The 14,777-nt window shown below is 71.9% G+C and carries 16 protein-coding genes; 11 read left to right on the top strand and 5 right to left on the bottom strand.

Features of this window, described 5'->3' with window-relative positions:
• Positions 1-6: 6 nt before the first annotated feature.
• The 5 genes from fabG (at position 7) to ACZJYS_RS06890 (ending at position 4,505) form a co-directional block, all read left to right on the top strand.
• Entirely contained in the window at positions 7-744 is a 738-nt protein-coding gene (fabG, locus tag ACZJYS_RS06910) for a 3-oxoacyl-[acyl-carrier-protein] reductase (RefSeq protein WP_109516820.1), read from the top strand.
• A 121-nt stretch (positions 745-865) separates the two neighbouring features.
• On the top strand, positions 866-1,105 hold the full coding sequence (locus ACZJYS_RS06905; protein WP_007434665.1) for an acyl carrier protein: 240 nt from the start codon (positions 866-868) through the stop codon (positions 1,103-1,105).
• Between the two features lie 95 nt (positions 1,106-1,200).
• Positions 1,201-2,484, top strand: coding sequence for a beta-ketoacyl-ACP synthase II (gene fabF, locus ACZJYS_RS06900; protein WP_109516821.1), 1,284 nt, complete (start codon positions 1,201-1,203; stop codon positions 2,482-2,484).
• A 123-nt stretch (positions 2,485-2,607) separates the two neighbouring features.
• Positions 2,608-3,579 carry an endolytic transglycosylase MltG gene (gene mltG / locus ACZJYS_RS06895; RefSeq protein ID WP_493176719.1) on the top strand — a complete coding sequence of 324 codons (972 nt, stop codon included), beginning with the start codon at positions 2,608-2,610 and terminating at the stop codon, positions 3,577-3,579.
• 53 nt (positions 3,580-3,632) lie between these two features.
• Positions 3,633-4,505 carry a DMT family transporter gene (locus ACZJYS_RS06890; protein WP_493176717.1) on the top strand — a complete coding sequence of 291 codons (873 nt, stop codon included), beginning with the start codon at positions 3,633-3,635 and terminating at the stop codon, positions 4,503-4,505.
• 10 nt (positions 4,506-4,515) lie between these two features.
• Here the strand turns inward: ACZJYS_RS06890 and ACZJYS_RS06885 are convergent, their stop codons facing one another.
• Positions 4,516-5,304: an SDR family NAD(P)-dependent oxidoreductase gene (locus tag ACZJYS_RS06885; protein ID WP_493176715.1), complete on the bottom strand. Its 789-nt coding sequence runs from the start codon at positions 5,302-5,304 to the stop codon at positions 4,516-4,518.
• A gap of 39 nt (positions 5,305-5,343) precedes the next feature.
• Between ACZJYS_RS06885 and ACZJYS_RS06880 the strand changes: the two genes are divergently transcribed.
• Genes ACZJYS_RS06880 through ACZJYS_RS06870 form a run of 3 tightly spaced genes read left to right on the top strand, consistent with a single transcriptional unit; the run spans position 5,344 to position 7,830 of the window.
• On the top strand, positions 5,344-6,237 hold the full coding sequence (locus tag ACZJYS_RS06880; RefSeq protein WP_493176713.1) for a YicC/YloC family endoribonuclease: 894 nt from the start codon (positions 5,344-5,346) through the stop codon (positions 6,235-6,237).
• A complete protein-coding gene (gene gmk, locus ACZJYS_RS06875; protein ID WP_109516826.1) occupies positions 6,234-6,863 on the top strand; it encodes a guanylate kinase in 630 nt (209 codons plus the stop codon). The genes ACZJYS_RS06880 and gmk overlap by 4 nt, the downstream gene beginning before the upstream one ends.
• Before the next feature lie 49 nt (positions 6,864-6,912).
• Positions 6,913-7,830, top strand: coding sequence for an AEC family transporter (locus tag ACZJYS_RS06870; RefSeq protein WP_493176710.1), 918 nt, complete (start codon positions 6,913-6,915; stop codon positions 7,828-7,830).
• Positions 7,831-7,861: 31 nt separating this feature from the next.
• Here ACZJYS_RS06870 and ACZJYS_RS06865 read toward each other — a convergent pair whose 3' ends face one another.
• On the bottom strand, positions 7,862-8,137 hold the full coding sequence (locus ACZJYS_RS06865; RefSeq protein ID WP_493176708.1) for an usg protein: 276 nt from the start codon (positions 8,135-8,137) through the stop codon (positions 7,862-7,864).
• Positions 8,138-8,419: 282 nt separating this feature from the next.
• Between ACZJYS_RS06865 and groES the strand changes: the two genes are divergently transcribed.
• The 3 genes from groES to ACZJYS_RS06850 all read left to right on the top strand — a co-directional run bounded on the left by groES (position 8,420) and on the right by ACZJYS_RS06850 (position 10,873).
• Positions 8,420-8,710 carry a co-chaperone GroES gene (gene groES / locus ACZJYS_RS06860; protein ID WP_040612562.1) on the top strand — a complete coding sequence of 97 codons (291 nt, stop codon included), beginning with the start codon at positions 8,420-8,422 and terminating at the stop codon, positions 8,708-8,710.
• Between the two features lie 54 nt (positions 8,711-8,764).
• Positions 8,765-10,408, top strand: a complete 1,644-nt coding sequence (gene groL / locus ACZJYS_RS06855; protein WP_109516829.1) for a chaperonin GroEL — start codon at positions 8,765-8,767, stop codon at positions 10,406-10,408.
• A 261-nt stretch (positions 10,409-10,669) separates the two neighbouring features.
• On the top strand, positions 10,670-10,873 hold the full coding sequence (locus tag ACZJYS_RS06850; RefSeq protein ID WP_109516830.1) for a cold-shock protein: 204 nt from the start codon (positions 10,670-10,672) through the stop codon (positions 10,871-10,873).
• Between the two features lie 129 nt (positions 10,874-11,002).
• Here ACZJYS_RS06850 and ACZJYS_RS06845 read toward each other — a convergent pair whose 3' ends face one another.
• The 3 genes from ACZJYS_RS06845 to ACZJYS_RS06835 form a co-directional block, all read right to left on the bottom strand.
• Entirely contained in the window at positions 11,003-13,069 is a 2,067-nt protein-coding gene (locus ACZJYS_RS06845) for a prolyl oligopeptidase family serine peptidase (RefSeq protein ID WP_493176705.1), read from the bottom strand.
• Between the two features lie 69 nt (positions 13,070-13,138).
• Entirely contained in the window at positions 13,139-13,561 is a 423-nt protein-coding gene (locus ACZJYS_RS06840) for a tellurite resistance TerB family protein (protein WP_099094626.1), read from the bottom strand.
• Positions 13,562-13,609: 48 nt separating this feature from the next.
• A partial coding sequence (locus ACZJYS_RS06835; protein ID WP_493176702.1) for a helicase C-terminal domain-containing protein occupies positions 13,610-14,777 on the bottom strand: 1,168 nt, incomplete at its 5' end.

Below are 14,777 nucleotides of genomic sequence, written 5' to 3'. Positions count from 1 at the left end.
AGAGCGATGTTCGGCCTGCAAGGAAAAGTGGCGCTGGTGACCGGCGCCACCGGTGGAATCGGCGCCGAGATCGCCCGGGCGCTGCACCGCCAGGGGGCGAAGGTCGCCCTCTCCGGCACGCGCGAGGCGGTGCTGGCGGAGCTGGCGGCCGAACTGGGCGAGGGCGCGCTGGTGGCGCCCGCCGACCTCTCCGACCCCGCCGCGCCGCAGGCGCTGGTGGAGCGGGTGGAGTCGGAGCTCGGCCGGCTCGACATCCTGGTGAACAATGCCGGCTTCACCCGCGACGGGCTGGCCATGCGCATGTCCGACAAGGATTGGGCGGATGTGCTGGAGGTCGATCTCTCGGCCCCCTTCCGCCTGGCGCGGGCCGCCATGCGCGGCATGATGAAGCGCCGCGCGGGGCGCATCATCTCCATCGCCTCGATCGTCGGCACCACCGGCAACCCGGGGCAGGCGAATTATGCGGCGGCCAAGGCCGGACTCGTGGGCATGAGCAAGTCGCTCGCCCAGGAACTGGCCAGCCGCGGCATCACCGTGAACGTCGTGGCGCCCGGCTTCATCCGGACGCCGATGACGGACGCCCTGAACGAACAGCAGAAAACGCGCCTGATGGAGCGGATTCCGCTGGGCCGGATGGGCGAGGCCGCTGACATCGCCGCCGCCGTTGCCTATCTGGCATCGGACGAGGCGGGCTGGGTCACCGGCGCCACCCTGCATGTGAACGGCGGGATGGCGATGAGCTGAAACGGCGGGCCGGGAAATCTGTTCCCCGGCCTGCTTCCATGTTAATGCCGCGCGGGCCGAGGGCGGGGATTGTCCCCACCCGGAGCGCCGGCAGCGTCTGCAAGCAGGAGAGACTCGGGCGATGAGCGATACCGCCGAGAAGGTGAAGAAGATCGTTGTCGAGCACCTCGGCGTCGAAGAGGCCAAGGTTACCGCCGAGGCGTCGTTCATCGACGACCTGGGCGCTGACAGCCTCGACACGGTCGAGCTGGTGATGGCGTTCGAGGAGGCTTTCGGGGTCGAGATCCCGGACGACGCCGCCGAGAAGATCACGACCGTGAAGGACGCGATCGACTACATCGAGGCGCAGAAGGCCGCCTGAAGGCCTTCCATCCGCGCCACCCAGGGAACGCCCAAGGGGATGCCTCCGGGCATGCCCCGATGGACGCTGCCGTGGACGCCAGGGGGAGATAACGCGTGTTTGGTTCTCTGACGACGCCGCGTCGCGTCGTCGTCACCGGGATGGGCATTGCTTGCCCTCTCGGCGTCGGCGTCGCGAATGTGTGGCAGCGGATGCTGGCGGGCGAGAGCGGCATCGGCCCGATCCGCCTGTTCGACGCGAAAGACCTGCCGGCGCGGATCGCCGGCGAGGTGCCGACCGGCTCCAAGACCGAGGGGAAGCTCGACTTCAACGAGTGGATCCCGGTCAAGGACCAGAAGAAGATGGACCGCTTCATCCAGTTCGCCCTCGTGGCGGCGGTGGAGGCGGTGGAGGATTCCGGCTGGGTGCCGGAGTCGGAGGATGACCGGAACGCCACCGGCGTGATGATCGGCTCCGGCATCGGCGGCCTGCCGACGATCGCCGAGAACGCGCAGATGGTGGCGCAGGGCAAGTCGCGGCGGCTGTCGCCCTTCTTCATCCCCTCGGCGCTGATCAACCTGGCTTCCGGCCACGTCTCGATCCGCTACGGCTTCAAGGGCCCCAACCACGCGGTGGTCACCGCCTGCGCCACCGGCGTGCACGCGCTGGGCGACGCGGCGCGCCTCATCGCCCTCGGCGATGCCGACGTGATGGTGGCCGGCGGCACCGAGGCGGCGATCTGCGACATCGGCATGGCCGGCTTCTGCGCCGCCCGCGCCCTGTCCACCGGCTTCAACGACACCCCCACCGAAGCCTCCCGCCCCTGGGACGAGGGCCGCGACGGCTTCGTCATGGGCGAGGGCGCCGGCGTGGTGGTGCTCGAGGAATACGAGCACGCGAAGAAGCGTGGCGCCAAGATCTACGCCGAGGTCATCGGCTACGGCATGTCGGGCGACGCCTACCACATCACCGCTCCGGCGGAGGGCCATGACGGCGCCTACCGGGCGATGCGGGCGACGCTGAAGAACGCCGGCATCACCCCGGACCAGATCCAGTACGTCAACGCGCACGGCACCTCGACGCCGATGGGCGACGACCTGGAGCTGGAGGCGGTGGAGAAGCTGTTCGGCGAGGCCTGCAAGGGCCTGGCCATGTCGTCCACCAAGTCGGCCATCGGGCACCTGCTCGGCGCGGCCGGCGCGGTGGAGGGCATCTTCTCGATCCTCGCCATCCGCGACGGCGTGGCGCCGCCCACGCTGAACCTGCACAAGCCCTCGCGGGAGAGCGTGATCGACCGGGTGGCGCTGCAGCCGCAGCAGCGCAACATCGAGATCGCGCTGTCGAACAGCTTCGGCTTCGGCGGCACCAACGCCTCGATCCTGTTCCGCAAGGCGCCCTAACCCCGCGCCGCCGCGCCATCCCGGCGCGGCGGCGCGGCTTCTGGGGGAAGATCCGCTCCTCCCCCAGCCTTTGCCCCTTCGCCGGGCCTCCGCTCCGGCCAATCCGACAAAGGCTCCTCCTCCATGCGAATCTTCCTGGCTGTGCTGCTGGTGCTCCTGGCCCTGGCGGGCGGCGGCGCCTGGTGGGCGCGCGAGGCTTGGGTCTCGCCCGGGCCGCTGCCGGCGCCCACCGCCATCGTGGTGCCGCGCGGCGGCGGCACCGAGGCGATCGGCGCGCTGCTGGCCGAGCGGGGGGCCATAAGTGACCCCCGCCTGTTCGCCGCCGGCGTGTGGCTGACGCGCGACGAGGGACCGCTGCGGGCGGGGGAATACCTCTTCCCGGCGCAGGGCTCGCTGCGCGAGGTGGTCTCGGTGCTGCGCAACGCCCGCCCCGTGCAGCGCCGCCTGACCCTGCCGGAAGGGCTGACCGCCCGGCAGATGGCCACGCTGCTGGAGCAGGCCGAGGGGCTGACCGGCGAGATGCCGGTGATCGACGAGGGCGAGCTGCTGCCCGAGACCTATGCCTATAGCTGGGGCGACACGCGCGCCGCCGTGGCGCGCCGCGCCGGCGCCGCCATGCGCGAGGCGCTGGAGCGGCTGTGGAAGGACCGCGCCGAGGGGCTGCCGCTGGCCTCGCCGCGCGAGGCGCTGGTGCTGGCCTCCATCGTCGAGCGGGAGACGGGGATGCCGGAGGAGCGCGGCCAGGTGGCCGGCGTGTTCATCAACCGGCTGAAGCGCAACATGCCGCTGCAATCCGACCCCACCGTGGCCTATGCCGCGGCCGATGGCGGCGTGCTCGACCGGCCCCTCAGCCGTGCCGACCTGGAGCGGGACCATCCCTTCAACACCTACCGCATCCGCGGCCTGCCGCCGGGGCCGATCGCCAGCCCGGGGCTCGAATCGCTGGGCGCCGTGCTGAACCCGCAGGCGACGGATGCCCTCTACTTCGTGGCCGATGGCAATGGCGGCCATGCCTTTGCCCGCACGCTGGAGGAGCACAACCGCAACGTCGCCCGTTGGCGGGCGATCGAGCGGCAGCGCGGCGCCCGGCCGTGACGCGTGGCCGCTGAGCCGCACGCGGCCGTGCCGCCGCTGGGCCGTGCCCGGCCATGCCGCCATTGAGCCGTGCCCGGCTTTGGGCGGAGCTGCTGCTGATCTCGGCGCTCTGGGGCTCCTCCTTCCCGCTGATGCGGCATGTGGCGGGGGTGATGCCGCCGCTGGCGCTGGCCACGGCGCGCGGCGTCTTCGCGGCGCTGGCGGTGGGGCTGTTCCTGTGGTGGCGCGGCGCGCTGCGCTGGCCGGGGCGGCGCAGCCTGCGGCACATCCTGGTCATCGGCACGGTGAATGGCTGGCTGCCCAACGTGCTGACCGCGCTCGCGCTGCGCGACATCGAGAGCGCGCCGGCGGCGCTGATCCAGTCCGCCACGCCGCTGCTGGTGGGGGTGATGGCCTTCTTCCTGATGCGGGAGGAGCGGCCGGGGCCGCGCATGGCGCTGGGGCTCGGCCTCGGCTTCCTCGGCATCGCCGTCATCCTGGGGCCGCGGGCGCTGGATGGCGGCGCCACCCTCGGCGCCGCGCTGCTGATGCTGGGCACCGCCGCCTCCTACGCCGCCGGCACCGTCTACATGCGCTGGGCCAGGCCGGAGGAGGCGGGGCAGCTTGTGATGGGCCAGCAGGTGATGGCGGTGCTGATCGCCGGCACGCTGGGCCTGGCCTTCGGCGCGCCGGGCGGGTTCGCGCAGCCGGCCTCCATCTGGCTCTCGCTGGTGGTGCTGGGGGTGTTCGCCTCCGCCGTGCCGCTCTCGCTCTACGTGCTGCTGCTGCGCCGGGCGCGCGCCACCGAGGCGGCGATGGTGGGCTATCTGGAGCCGCCCTTCGCCGCGCTGGTGGCCGCCTTCCTGCTCTCCGAGATCCCCGAGCCGCGCGTGGCGCTGGGGGGCGCGGTGGTGCTGCTGGGCGTCTGGCTGGCCACGCGGCGCTGAGCCTCCGGCCTTATCCTCCCGTGACCGGCTTGGCCGGCACGCGGCTGGCCAGCAGGGCCTGCACCCGCAGCGGCAGCGCGCCGGCCAGCCGCGCCAGGGCATAGGTCGGCCAGGGATAGGCGATGCGGGTGCGCCCGGCGGCGATCCCCGCCAGGGTGCGCCGCGCCGCCGCCTCCGGCTCCAGCATGAAGGGCATGGGGAAGCGGTTCACCGCCGTCATCGGCGTGCGGATGTAGCCGGGGCAGACGGCGTGCAGGCGGAGGCCGCGGGCGCGCTCCGTGGCGTCGGTCGCCTCCGCCCAGCGCTGCACCGCCGACTTGCTGGCGCAGTAGGCCGCCGCCCCCGGCGCCGCGAAGAAGGCAGCCACCGAGGCGATGACCGCCACCCGCCCGCGCACCCCGTCCGCGCCCGGCGGCTGCGCGGCCATGCGCGCCATGGCGGGCAGGGCGGTGTTCAGCACGCCGGTCACGTTGGTCTCGAAGATGGCGCGGATCTGCTCCGCCGGCTCGCTGCCGCCGCCCGTGCCGCCGGAGATGCCGGCATTGGCGATCAGCAGGTCGATCCCCGGCATGGCCCCGATCCAGGCGGCGCAGGCGGCGGCGTCGCGCACGTCCAGCACCGTCTCGCGCACCGTGGCGCCGGCGGCGCGGCAGGCGGCGGCGGTCTCCGCCAGCCGCCCGGCGTCGCGCGCGGCCAGGTGCAGCGTGGCGCCGGGGACGGCGCAGGCCAGGGCCAGCGCCCGCCCCAGCCCGGAGGAGGCGCCGGTCAGCGCGATCTGTCGCCAGGGCGTGTTCGCCATGCCTTGCATCCTGAAGCGGAGGGGAAGAGAAGGCCGGGCATGGCTCTCTCGTCGATGACCGGCTTCGCCCGGCACGCGGGCACCCTGCCGGATGGCACGGGTTTCGTGTGGGAACTGCGCAGCGTCAATGGGCGCGGGCTGGATGTCCGGCTCCGCCTGCCGTCCGGGCTGGACCCGCTGGAGGCGAAGCTGCGCGACGCCGCCGTGTCGCGCTTCCGGCGCGGCAACATCTCCGCCACCCTGACGCTGAAGCGCGAGGAGCGGGCACCGCGCCTGACGCCCGACCCGGCGGCGCTGGCTCAGGCGATCCGGCTGGCGCTGGAGGTGGCGGCGCAGATCCCCGGCTGCCCGGCCCCGCGCGCCGAGGCGGTGCTGGCGCTGCCCGGCGTGCTGCGCGCCGAGACGGCCGAGCCGGCCGAGGCCGAGCTGGAGGCCCGCAACGCCGCCCTGGCGGAGGGCTTCGGCATCGCCCTGGAGGGGCTGGCGGAGGCGCGCCGGGCCGAGGGCGGGCGGCTGGGCGAGATCCTGGCGGCGCTGCTCGACGAGATCGCCGCGCTGCGCGACGCCGCCATCGCCGAGGCGGCCACCCAGCCCGCCGCGCACCGCGCCCGCCTCGCCGCCGCGCTGGCCGCGCTGCTGGAGGGCGAGAGCCGCGTGCCGGAGGAGCGGCTGGCCGCCGAGGTGGCGCTGCTGGCGCAGAAATCCGATGTGCGGGAGGAGCTGGACCGGCTCGGCGCGCATCTGGGCGCCGCCCGGGCGCTGCTGGCCTCGGCCGAATCGGTGGGGCGCAAGCTGGAGTTCCTGACGCAGGAATTCGGCCGCGAATCGAACACGCTGGGGGCGAAGTCGGCCAGCCTGGCGCTGACCCGGCTTTCCCTGGACCTCAAGGCCGCGATCGAGCGGCTGCGCGAGCAGGCGGCGAACGTCGAATGAACCGTATCTCCCGGCGCGGGCTCTGCCTCGTGCTCTCCGCCCCCTCCGGGGCCGGCAAGTCCTCCGTCAGCCGCGCCCTGCTGGAGCGCGAGACGGCGCTGCGCCTCTCCGTGAGCGCCACCACCCGCGCGCCGCGCCCGGGCGAGCAGGAGGGGGTGCACTACTTCTTCCGCAGCCAGGCCGAGTTCGAGGCGATGGAGGCGGCCGGCCAGATGCTGGAGAGCGCCCATGTCTTCGGCCGCCGCTACGGCACGCCGCGCGCCCCGGTGGAGGAGGCGCTGGCGGCGGGCCGGGACGTGATGTTCGACATCGACTGGCAGGGCCACCTGTTGCTGCGCCGGGCGCTGCCGGGGGATGTGGTGAGCGTGTTCCTGCTGCCGCCGAGCCTGGAGGAGTTGGAACGGCGCTTGCATGGCCGGGGCCAGGATTCCGCCGAAGAGATTGCCCGACGCATGCAGGCCGCCCGCGACGAGATCAGCCACTGGGCCGATTTCGACCATGTCCTGGTGAACACCGACTTCCACGAGACCGTGGCGGAGGTGCGCGCCATCATCCATGCCGCGCGCAGCGCGCGGGCACGGCAGCCCTGGCTGCCCGGCTTCATCGACGGCCTGCTGCGCCCGTGACCCGGCGGCGGCCCGGCCCGCGCCGGGCGCCGCGCGCGGAGGCATTTCCATGTCCATGCTGCTGAATGTCGTGATGCCGATCTTCGTGATGATCGGCATCGGCTACCTCTCCGCGCGCCGCCGCTGGATCTCGGAGGAGGGGCTGCGGGGGATGACGGATTTCGTCTTCCGCCTCGCCATGCCCTGCCTGCTGCTGAACGGCGCCACCATGCCGCACCCCAATGGCGGCGCGACGGCGCTGGCCTTCTTCAGCGGCTGCCTCGCCGCCTATGCGCTGGCGCTGCTGCTGGGCCGGCTGGCGCTGGGGATGAAGCTGGACGAGGGCGGCACCTTCGCGCTCAACGCCGCCTTCGGCAACACGGCCATGATCGGCGTGCCGCTGGTCATCGCCGCCTATGGCCAGGCGGGGCTGGCGCAGCTCCTGGCCATCCTCGGCCTGCATTCGCTGATCCTGCTGCCGCTCGGCACGGTGGTGGGGGAGATCGCGCACAATGCCCGCGCGCCGGTCCTGGCCATCGCCCGCTCCACCTTCCTCTCGGTGCTGCGGAACCCGGTGGTGCTGGCGGTGCTGGCCGGGCTGGTGATCTACCAGTCGGGGCTGGAGGTGCCGCCGGTGGCGCGGCGCTTCCTGGAGATGACGGGCATGGCCGGGCCGCCGGTGGCGCTGTTCTGCCTCGGTGCCAGCCTGGTGGCCTTCGATGCGCGGCGGGACTGGCCCTCGGCGCTGCTCTGCACCGCGCTGAAGCTGCTGCTGATGCCGCTGCTGGTCTGGCTGATGGGGCGGCTGCTGGGCCTGCCGCCGCTGTCGCTTTCCGTGGCGGTGCTGGCGGCCGGCATGCCGACGGGGGCCAACGCCTTCTTCCTGGCCCGCCGCTATGCCGCGGGGGCGGAGCGCTCGGGTGCCACGGTGCTGCTCTCCACCATCCTCTCGGTGGCGACGCTGGCGGTGCTGCTGGCCGTGCTGTGAGGCGGCCTTCCGGCCGCCCCGGCAGCGCGTGTCAGTGCAGGGTGAACTGCCCGGCGGCGTAGCGGAACTCGGCCGGGCGGGCGAGGGCGCTGGAGGCCACCCGCACCGAGTGCAGCGGCCCCTGGATCTCGCGCTGCCAGAAGTCGAGGAAGCGGTGCAGCTCCGGGAAGCGGGGCGCTTGGTCCACCTTCTGCCAGACGAAGCTCTGCAGCAGGCCCGGATGGTCGGGCAGGTGGTAGAGGATCTCGGCCGTGGTCAGCCGCCAGTCCGGAATGCGGACGAAGGCTTCGATATCCCGCAGCAGCATGGGCACTCCTCTCCGTTCTGGTGCGGCCCGGCCTGCCGGGCCAGTCTGATTCCCCTCCTCGGGTGCCGGAGCATGACATGCGGGTGACAGGGGGCTGCAAGAAAAATCCTGCGCAAACAGTGTCTTAGCACTCATCGCCAAAGAGTGCTGCTTGCTGCTTGACGTGGCTTGGACTCTTCCCTAGATCGTCAGCACTCGCCGGGGGTGAGTGCTAACAGGCTTGCCCGCCGGCCGAGGCAACCGTCGCTGAATGCGCCACACAGGGCGTCAGGAGAGGGCCATATGAAGTTTCGTCCGCTGCATGACCGCGTCGTCGTCCGCCGGCTGACCGCCGAGGAGAAGACCGCGGGTGGTATCATCATCCCCGACACCGCCAAGGAGAAGCCGATGGAAGGCGAGATCGTCGCCGTCGGTTCCGGTGCGCGCAACGAGCAGGGCGTCGTCGTCGCCCTGGACGTCAAGGTCGGCGACCGCGTCCTGTTCGGCAAGTGGTCCGGCACCGAGGTCAAGATCAGCGGCGAAGAGCTGCTGATCATGAAGGAATCCGACCTGATGGGCGTGATCGCGGCCTGATTTCGGCCTGCGGACCCCATCTTCTTCCCAACAGATCTGACGAGGTAGAGAACCATGGCTGCTAAGGACGTCAAGTTCGGCGCTCCCGCCCGCGAGCGCATGCTGCGCGGTGTGGACATTCTGGCCGACGCCGTGAAGGTGACGCTGGGCCCGAAGGGCCGCAACGTCGTCATCGACAAGTCCTTCGGCGCGCCCCGCATCACCAAGGACGGTGTGACGGTCGCCAAGGAAATCGAGCTGGCCGACAAGTTCGAGAACATGGGCGCGCAGATGGTGCGCGAAGTGGCCTCGAAGCAGAACGACCTGGCCGGCGACGGCACCACCACCGCGACCGTGCTGGCCCAGGCCATCATCCGCGAGGGCGCCAAGGCCGTGGCCGCCGGCCTGAACCCGATGGACCTGAAGCGCGGCGTTGACAAGGCGGTTGCCGTCATCGTCGAGGACCTGAAGTCCAAGACCCGCAAGATCACCACCTCCGCCGAGGTCGCTCAGGTCGGCTCGCTCTCCGCCAATGGCGAGACCGAGATCGGCGAGATGATCGCCCACGCGATGGAGAAGGTCGGCAACGAGGGCGTCATCACGGTCGAGGAAGCCAAGGGCATCCAGACCGAGCTGGACGTCGTCGAGGGCATGCAGTTCGACCGCGGCTACGTCTCCCCGTATTTCATCACGAATGCGGAGAAGATGATCGCCGAGCTCGAGAACCCCTACATCCTGATCCACGAGAAGAAGCTGTCCCAGCTGCAGCCGATGCTGCCGCTGCTGGAGACGGTGGTCCAGTCGGGCCGCCCGCTGATCATCGTGGCCGAGGATGTCGAGGGCGAGGCCCTGGCCACCCTGGTCGTCAACAAGCTGCGCGGTGGCCTGAAGATCGCCGCCGTGAAGGCCCCGGGCTTCGGTGACCGCCGCAAGGCGATGCTCGAGGACATCGCGATCCTGACCGGTGGCCAGGTGATCAGCGAGGACCTCGGCATCAAGCTCGAGACCGTGACGCTCGCCATGCTCGGCCAGGCCAAGACGGTCCGGATCGAGAAGGAGAACACCACGATCGTCGACGGTGCCGGCCAGAAGTCCGACATCGAGGGCCGCGTGGAGCAGATCAAGGCGCAGATCGAGGAGACCACCTCGGACTACGACCGCGAGAAGCTGCAGGAGCGCCTGGCCAAGCTGGCCGGTGGCGTCGCCGTGATCCGCGTCGGTGGCAGCACCGAGGTTGAGGTCAAGGAGCGCAAGGACCGCGTCGACGACGCCCTGCACGCGACCCGTGCGGCCGTCGAGGAAGGCATTGTCCCCGGTGGTGGCGTGGCCCTGCTGCGCGCCTCGCTGAAGCTGGCCGACCTCAAGGGCCTGAACAACGACGAGCAGGTCGGCATCGAGATCGTGCGCCGCGCGATCCAGGCGCCGCTGAAGCAGATCGCCGAGAACGCCGGCAAGGACGGCGCCGTGATCGCCGGTGAGGTCCTGCGCGACAGCACCTACGAGTACGGCTACGACGCCCAGCTCGACGAGTACAAGGACCTGGTCGCGGCCGGCATCATCGACCCGACCAAGGTGGTCCGCACCGCCCTGCAGGACGCGGCCTCCATCGCCTCCCTGCTGATCACGACCGAGGCGATGATCGCCGAGCGTCCTGAGAAGAAGGCTCCGGCCGGTGGCCCGGGCGGCATGGGCGGCATGGGCGGCGACATGGACTTCTGATCCTCCCGGATCAGGTCCCGCCGGAAGGCAAGGGGGCGGCCCGCAGGGGCCGCCCCTTTTTTCGTTGCGTATCCGGCTGGCCGTTTTCCGGTTTGCGTTGACAGTTCAGAAACGATCTGCCCCACTATCCGCGCCAGACGCTTCCGCTCGCCTTGCCGTGCCTCCGGAGACCCGGTCGCTCTTCAAGCCGTCCCGGGACGCCGGCTGGGTTATCGGCTCGGGCGCTCCTGCCCGGCCAATGCGAACAAGGAGTGGCGTCGCATGGCGACTGGCACCGTGAAGTGGTTCAACGCGACCAAGGGCTTCGGCTTCATCGTTCCCTCCGATGGCGGGAAGGACGTGTTCGTGCACATCACCGCCGTGCAGAAGGCCGGCCTGCAGGGGCTGAACGAGAACCAGAAGGTGAGCTACGAGGTTGTCATGGAGCGCGGCAAGGCCGCCGCCACCAACCTGAAGCCGCTCTGATCCTTTTCGTCGGGCTGCCCTGCCCAGGCGGAACTGGCGGCCGTTGCGGGGCGATCCCGTCCCGGCCCTGACCGGCAGTTCTAAGAAGAAAGATGGGGGTCCGGGGGAATTCCTTCCCCCGGCCTTTTTTCAGTTCTCTTCCCACCCGATCGCCCGCCGCAGGAAGGCGGCGCCGAGGGCGGAGAAGCTGGCGACCTCGCCATTGTCCTTCCCGTAGCCGTGCCCGCCGGCCTCCGGCTCGTAGAACCCGGTATCGTACCCGAGTGCCTGGAGCTTGGCGGCCATCTTGCGGGCGTGGCCAGGGTGCACCCGGTCGTCCCGCCGCGTGGTGGCGAGCAGGATGGGCGGGTAGGGCCGCCCCGGCTCGGCGGCGTGATAGGCGGAGAAGGCGCGGATGAAGTCCCACTCCTCGGGCTTCTCCGGGTCGCCGTATTCGGCGATCCAGCTCGCGCCGGCCAGCAGCTTCGTATAGCGCCGCATGTCGATGAGCGGGATGGTGCAGAACAGGGCGCCGAACCGCTCCGGGTAGCGCGTCAGCATGTTGGCGATGAGCAGCCCGCCATTCGAGCCGCCCTCCGCCGCGATACGCCCCGGCACGGTGACGCCGCGCGCCACGAGGTCGGCGGCGATGGCGGCGAAGTCGTCATGGCTGCGGGCCTTGGCGGCGCCGCGCCCGGCCTCGTGCCAGGCGGTGCCGAACTCGCCGCCGCCGCGGATCTGGCCGATGACGGCGGTGCCGCCCTTCTCCAGCCAGAGCCGCCCCACCGTGGCCGAGTAGTAGGGCAGACGGGAGACGCGGAAGCCGCCATAGGCGGAGAGGTGCACCGGCGCCCGGCCGCGCTCCGGGTCGCTCTCCTCCCGGGGGCCGATCTGCACATAGGGGATGCGCTCGCCATCCACCGAGACGGCCTCGTGCCGGGTGACGGTCAGCCCGGCGGCGTCGAAGCTGGGGGTGGAGGCCTTCAGCAGGGCGGGCGCGGCGGGGGCAGTGCTGGTCAGCAGCAATTGCGGCGGCGTCACCGGGTCCTGCGCCAGGGCGAGCAGGGTGCCGTCGGATTCCTCCGGCTCGCTGTCCAGCGGCCAGAGATCGACCACGCCGATGCGCGGCAGGCCGGGAATTTCGGCGGCCGCCCAACTCCCCGGGGTGAGCAGGGTGTAGACCGGCGCCAGATCGTCCAGCACCGAGAGCACCAGCCGGCCCTGGCACCAGAAGAAGCCCTGCAGCGACCGGCGCGGCGCCGGCTCGAACAGCACGACCGGGAGAAATTCGCCCCGCAGCACGGCGGCGAAGTCGAAGGCCAGCAGCGTGTCCGGCGCGTACGCCGTGCCGGCGACGGTCCAGGGCGTGCGCGGCTTCGCCGCCAGCCAGCCGGCTTGCCAGGTGAAGCTGGCATCGCTGGGCAGCGGGATGCGCGCCGTGGGGCCGGTGCGGTCGCCCAGATGCACGATGGTGTCGTAGAAGCCGGTCTTCTCCAGGAAGACGATCCGCTCGGCGCCGCCCTCGCGGTCCACGGCGCCCCACAGGCCCATGCTCTCGGTCGCCGTCTCGAACAGCACGGGCGTCTCCAGCGGCGCCGTGCCGCGCCGCCACAGCCGCACCTGGCGCGGATAGCCGGAGGCGGTGGCATTGCCCTCGCCCAGCGCCGTGGAGAGCAGCAGCGTGTCGCGGTCCAGCCAGGCGGCGCTGCTCTTGGCCTCGGGCAGCGCGAAGCCGCCCGGCACGGCGGCGCGGGCGGCGAGGTCGAACTCCCGCAGCACCACCGCGTCGCCGCCGCCGCGCGAGAGGCGCAGCAGGGCGCGGTCATGCGTGCCGGGAAGGGTGGTGGCGCCCTGCCAGACCCAGTCCTCGCCCTCCGAGGCCGCCAGGGCGTCGAGGTCGAGCAGCACCTCCCACTCCGGCGCCTCGGTGCGGAAGCTCGATTCGGTGGTGCGGCGCCAGAGGCCGCGCGGATGCGCCGCATCCTGCCAGTAATTGTAGAGCCAGCCGGCGCGGCGGGTGACGTGCGGCAGCTTGCCGGGGCGGTCCAGCGCCGCCTTCAGCCCGTCGCGGTCGGCGGCGTAGCGGGAATCGGCCAGGCGGGAGAGGGTGCGCGCGTTCTGCGCGGCCACCCAGGCCAGGGCGCGCTCGCCCTCGATTTCCTCCAGCCAGAGATGGGGGTCGTCATCGGGCGCGGCGAGGGTGGGGCGGATGTCCATGGCGGCAACTCCCTGGCATGGGCCGGGGCATGGGCCGGGAGCGTCCAGCCTGCCCCCTCCCGGCTCCGGTCAGACGATCTGGTAGCGGGCCTTGGCGGCGCGCTCGATGGCGCCGGCGATCAGCCGGTCGATATCCATGCCGATGCGGAAATCCTGCAGGAAGCGCAGCTCCTCCTGCGTCGCGTCGCCATCCGCCGCGGCCACCTCGCAGGCCAGGAGGTAGGCGGTCTCGCGCAGGCGGGGCGGCAGGGCGTCGCGGATCAGGCTGCAGGCGCGGTCCAGCCCGTCATTCTGGCCGAGCAGCATCAGGCAGGACTCGGTCACCGTCTCGATCTCCTGCGCCAGGAAGCCGTCGAACACCGGCAGCTCCTGCACCAGCCGGGACATCATCTTCAGCTCCGCGTCGGACATCTGCCGGTCGGCGGCGGACATCAGCACCATGGCGCAGACCAGGGCCTCCTGGGCGTTGAAGCGGATCTTGGTGTGCGGCATCGGTCGGTTCCTTGCTTGCGCCATGCGTATCGTGCGGCGGCGCGCGGTTCAACGTTCGGCCAGGAAGGCGGTTGTCTGCCGCACCGTCTCGGCCAGGCCCAGGCGCTGGGGGGTGACGCCTTCCGGCAGGCCGGCCAGCAGGCGGGAGGGGGTGCGGGGGTCGAGCAGCACGAACACGCCGCGGTCGTCGGCACGGCGGATCAGCCGGCCGAAGGCCTGGCGCAGCCGGTGCCGGGCAATGGCGTCGTCATAGGCGGAAGGGCGCCCGCCGGAGAGGTGGATGCGCCGCTCCCGGTGCAGGATGGAGGGGCGCGGCCAGGGCACGCGGTCGAACACCAGCAGGCGCAGGGCGCGGCCGGGCACGTCCACCCCGTCGCGCAGCGCATCGGTGCCGAGCAGGCAGGAATCCTCCTCGGCGCGGAAGATGTCCACCAGCGTGGCGCTGTCCATGGCATCGACATGCTGGGCGTAGAGCGGCAGCCCGGCCTCGGCGAGCGCGGGGGCGATGCGCGCATGCACCTCCCGCAGCCGGCGGATGGCGGTGAACAGGCCGAGCGCGCCGCCCCCCGCCGCCAGGAAGAGCTGCTGCATGGCGGCGGCGATCTGGCCGGGACTCTCCCGCGTGATGTCCTCCACCACGAAGGCGCGGGTGTTGGCGGCGTAGTCGAAGGGGGAGGGCAGGGCGGCGCGGATGGCGGGGCTGGGGAGGTGCTGCACGCCGGTGCGCGCCTCGGCTTCGCGCCAGGCGGCCTCGGGGTCCTGGCGTGCGGCGTCGCGCAGCGTGGCGGAGGCGATCAGCACGCCATGCGCGGGGGCCGCCACCTGGGTGGCGAAGGGCACGGTGGGGTCCAGCCAGTGGCGGTGCAGGCCTGAGTCGATGTCGCGCCCCTCGCGCCGGGTGAGCGCCAGCCAGTCGACATAGGTGGGGCGCTGGCCGGGCTCGGTGGGGTCCTCCCGCAGGCGGCGCAGCATGGCCAGCCAGGCGGTGAGCGGCATCAGCGCGCGGCGGTCGATGCTGCGGCTGGCGGTCTCCAGCCGGATGCGGGCGCCCGTCTCCAGCTCAAGGTCCGGGTCCTCCAGCAGGTCGGTGATGAGCTTGCCCAGGTGCTTCAGCGGGTCGCGCAGCGATTCCAGCGCCGTCTCCAGCGCGGCGGCGGCCTCGGGCAGGTCGTCATGCAGGGGGTGGAGGTCGCATTCCGCGTCATAGAGCGGGTCG

The sequence above is a fragment of the Roseomonas sp. TS2 genome (genome assembly GCF_058833935.1).
Note: the sequence above shows the minus strand (reverse complement) of the source record. Positions and strands in the feature narration are given on the sequence as shown.

Coding starts and splice junctions, on each gene's coding strand:
- fabG (WP_109516820.1), top strand. CDS start 7: ATGTTCGGCCTGCAAGGAAAAGTGGCGCTGGTGACCGGCGCCACCGGT.
- ACZJYS_RS06905 (WP_007434665.1), top strand. CDS start 866: ATGAGCGATACCGCCGAGAAGGTGAAGAAGATCGTTGTCGAGCACCTC.
- mltG (WP_493176719.1), top strand. CDS start 2,608: ATGCGAATCTTCCTGGCTGTGCTGCTGGTGCTCCTGGCCCTGGCGGGC.
- ACZJYS_RS06890 (WP_493176717.1), top strand. CDS start 3,633: ATGCCGCCATTGAGCCGTGCCCGGCTTTGGGCGGAGCTGCTGCTGATC.
- ACZJYS_RS06885 (WP_493176715.1), bottom strand. CDS start 5,304: ATGGCGAACACGCCCTGGCGACAGATCGCGCTGACCGGCGCCTCCTCC.
- ACZJYS_RS06880 (WP_493176713.1), top strand. CDS start 5,344: ATGGCTCTCTCGTCGATGACCGGCTTCGCCCGGCACGCGGGCACCCTG.
- gmk (WP_109516826.1), top strand. CDS start 6,234: ATGAACCGTATCTCCCGGCGCGGGCTCTGCCTCGTGCTCTCCGCCCCC.
- ACZJYS_RS06870 (WP_493176710.1), top strand. CDS start 6,913: ATGTCCATGCTGCTGAATGTCGTGATGCCGATCTTCGTGATGATCGGC.
- ACZJYS_RS06865 (WP_493176708.1), bottom strand. CDS start 8,137: ATGCTGCTGCGGGATATCGAAGCCTTCGTCCGCATTCCGGACTGGCGG.
- groES (WP_040612562.1), top strand. CDS start 8,420: ATGAAGTTTCGTCCGCTGCATGACCGCGTCGTCGTCCGCCGGCTGACC.
- groL (WP_109516829.1), top strand. CDS start 8,765: ATGGCTGCTAAGGACGTCAAGTTCGGCGCTCCCGCCCGCGAGCGCATG.
- ACZJYS_RS06850 (WP_109516830.1), top strand. CDS start 10,670: ATGGCGACTGGCACCGTGAAGTGGTTCAACGCGACCAAGGGCTTCGGC.
- ACZJYS_RS06845 (WP_493176705.1), bottom strand. CDS start 13,069: ATGGACATCCGCCCCACCCTCGCCGCGCCCGATGACGACCCCCATCTC.
- ACZJYS_RS06840 (WP_099094626.1), bottom strand. CDS start 13,561: ATGCCGCACACCAAGATCCGCTTCAACGCCCAGGAGGCCCTGGTCTGC.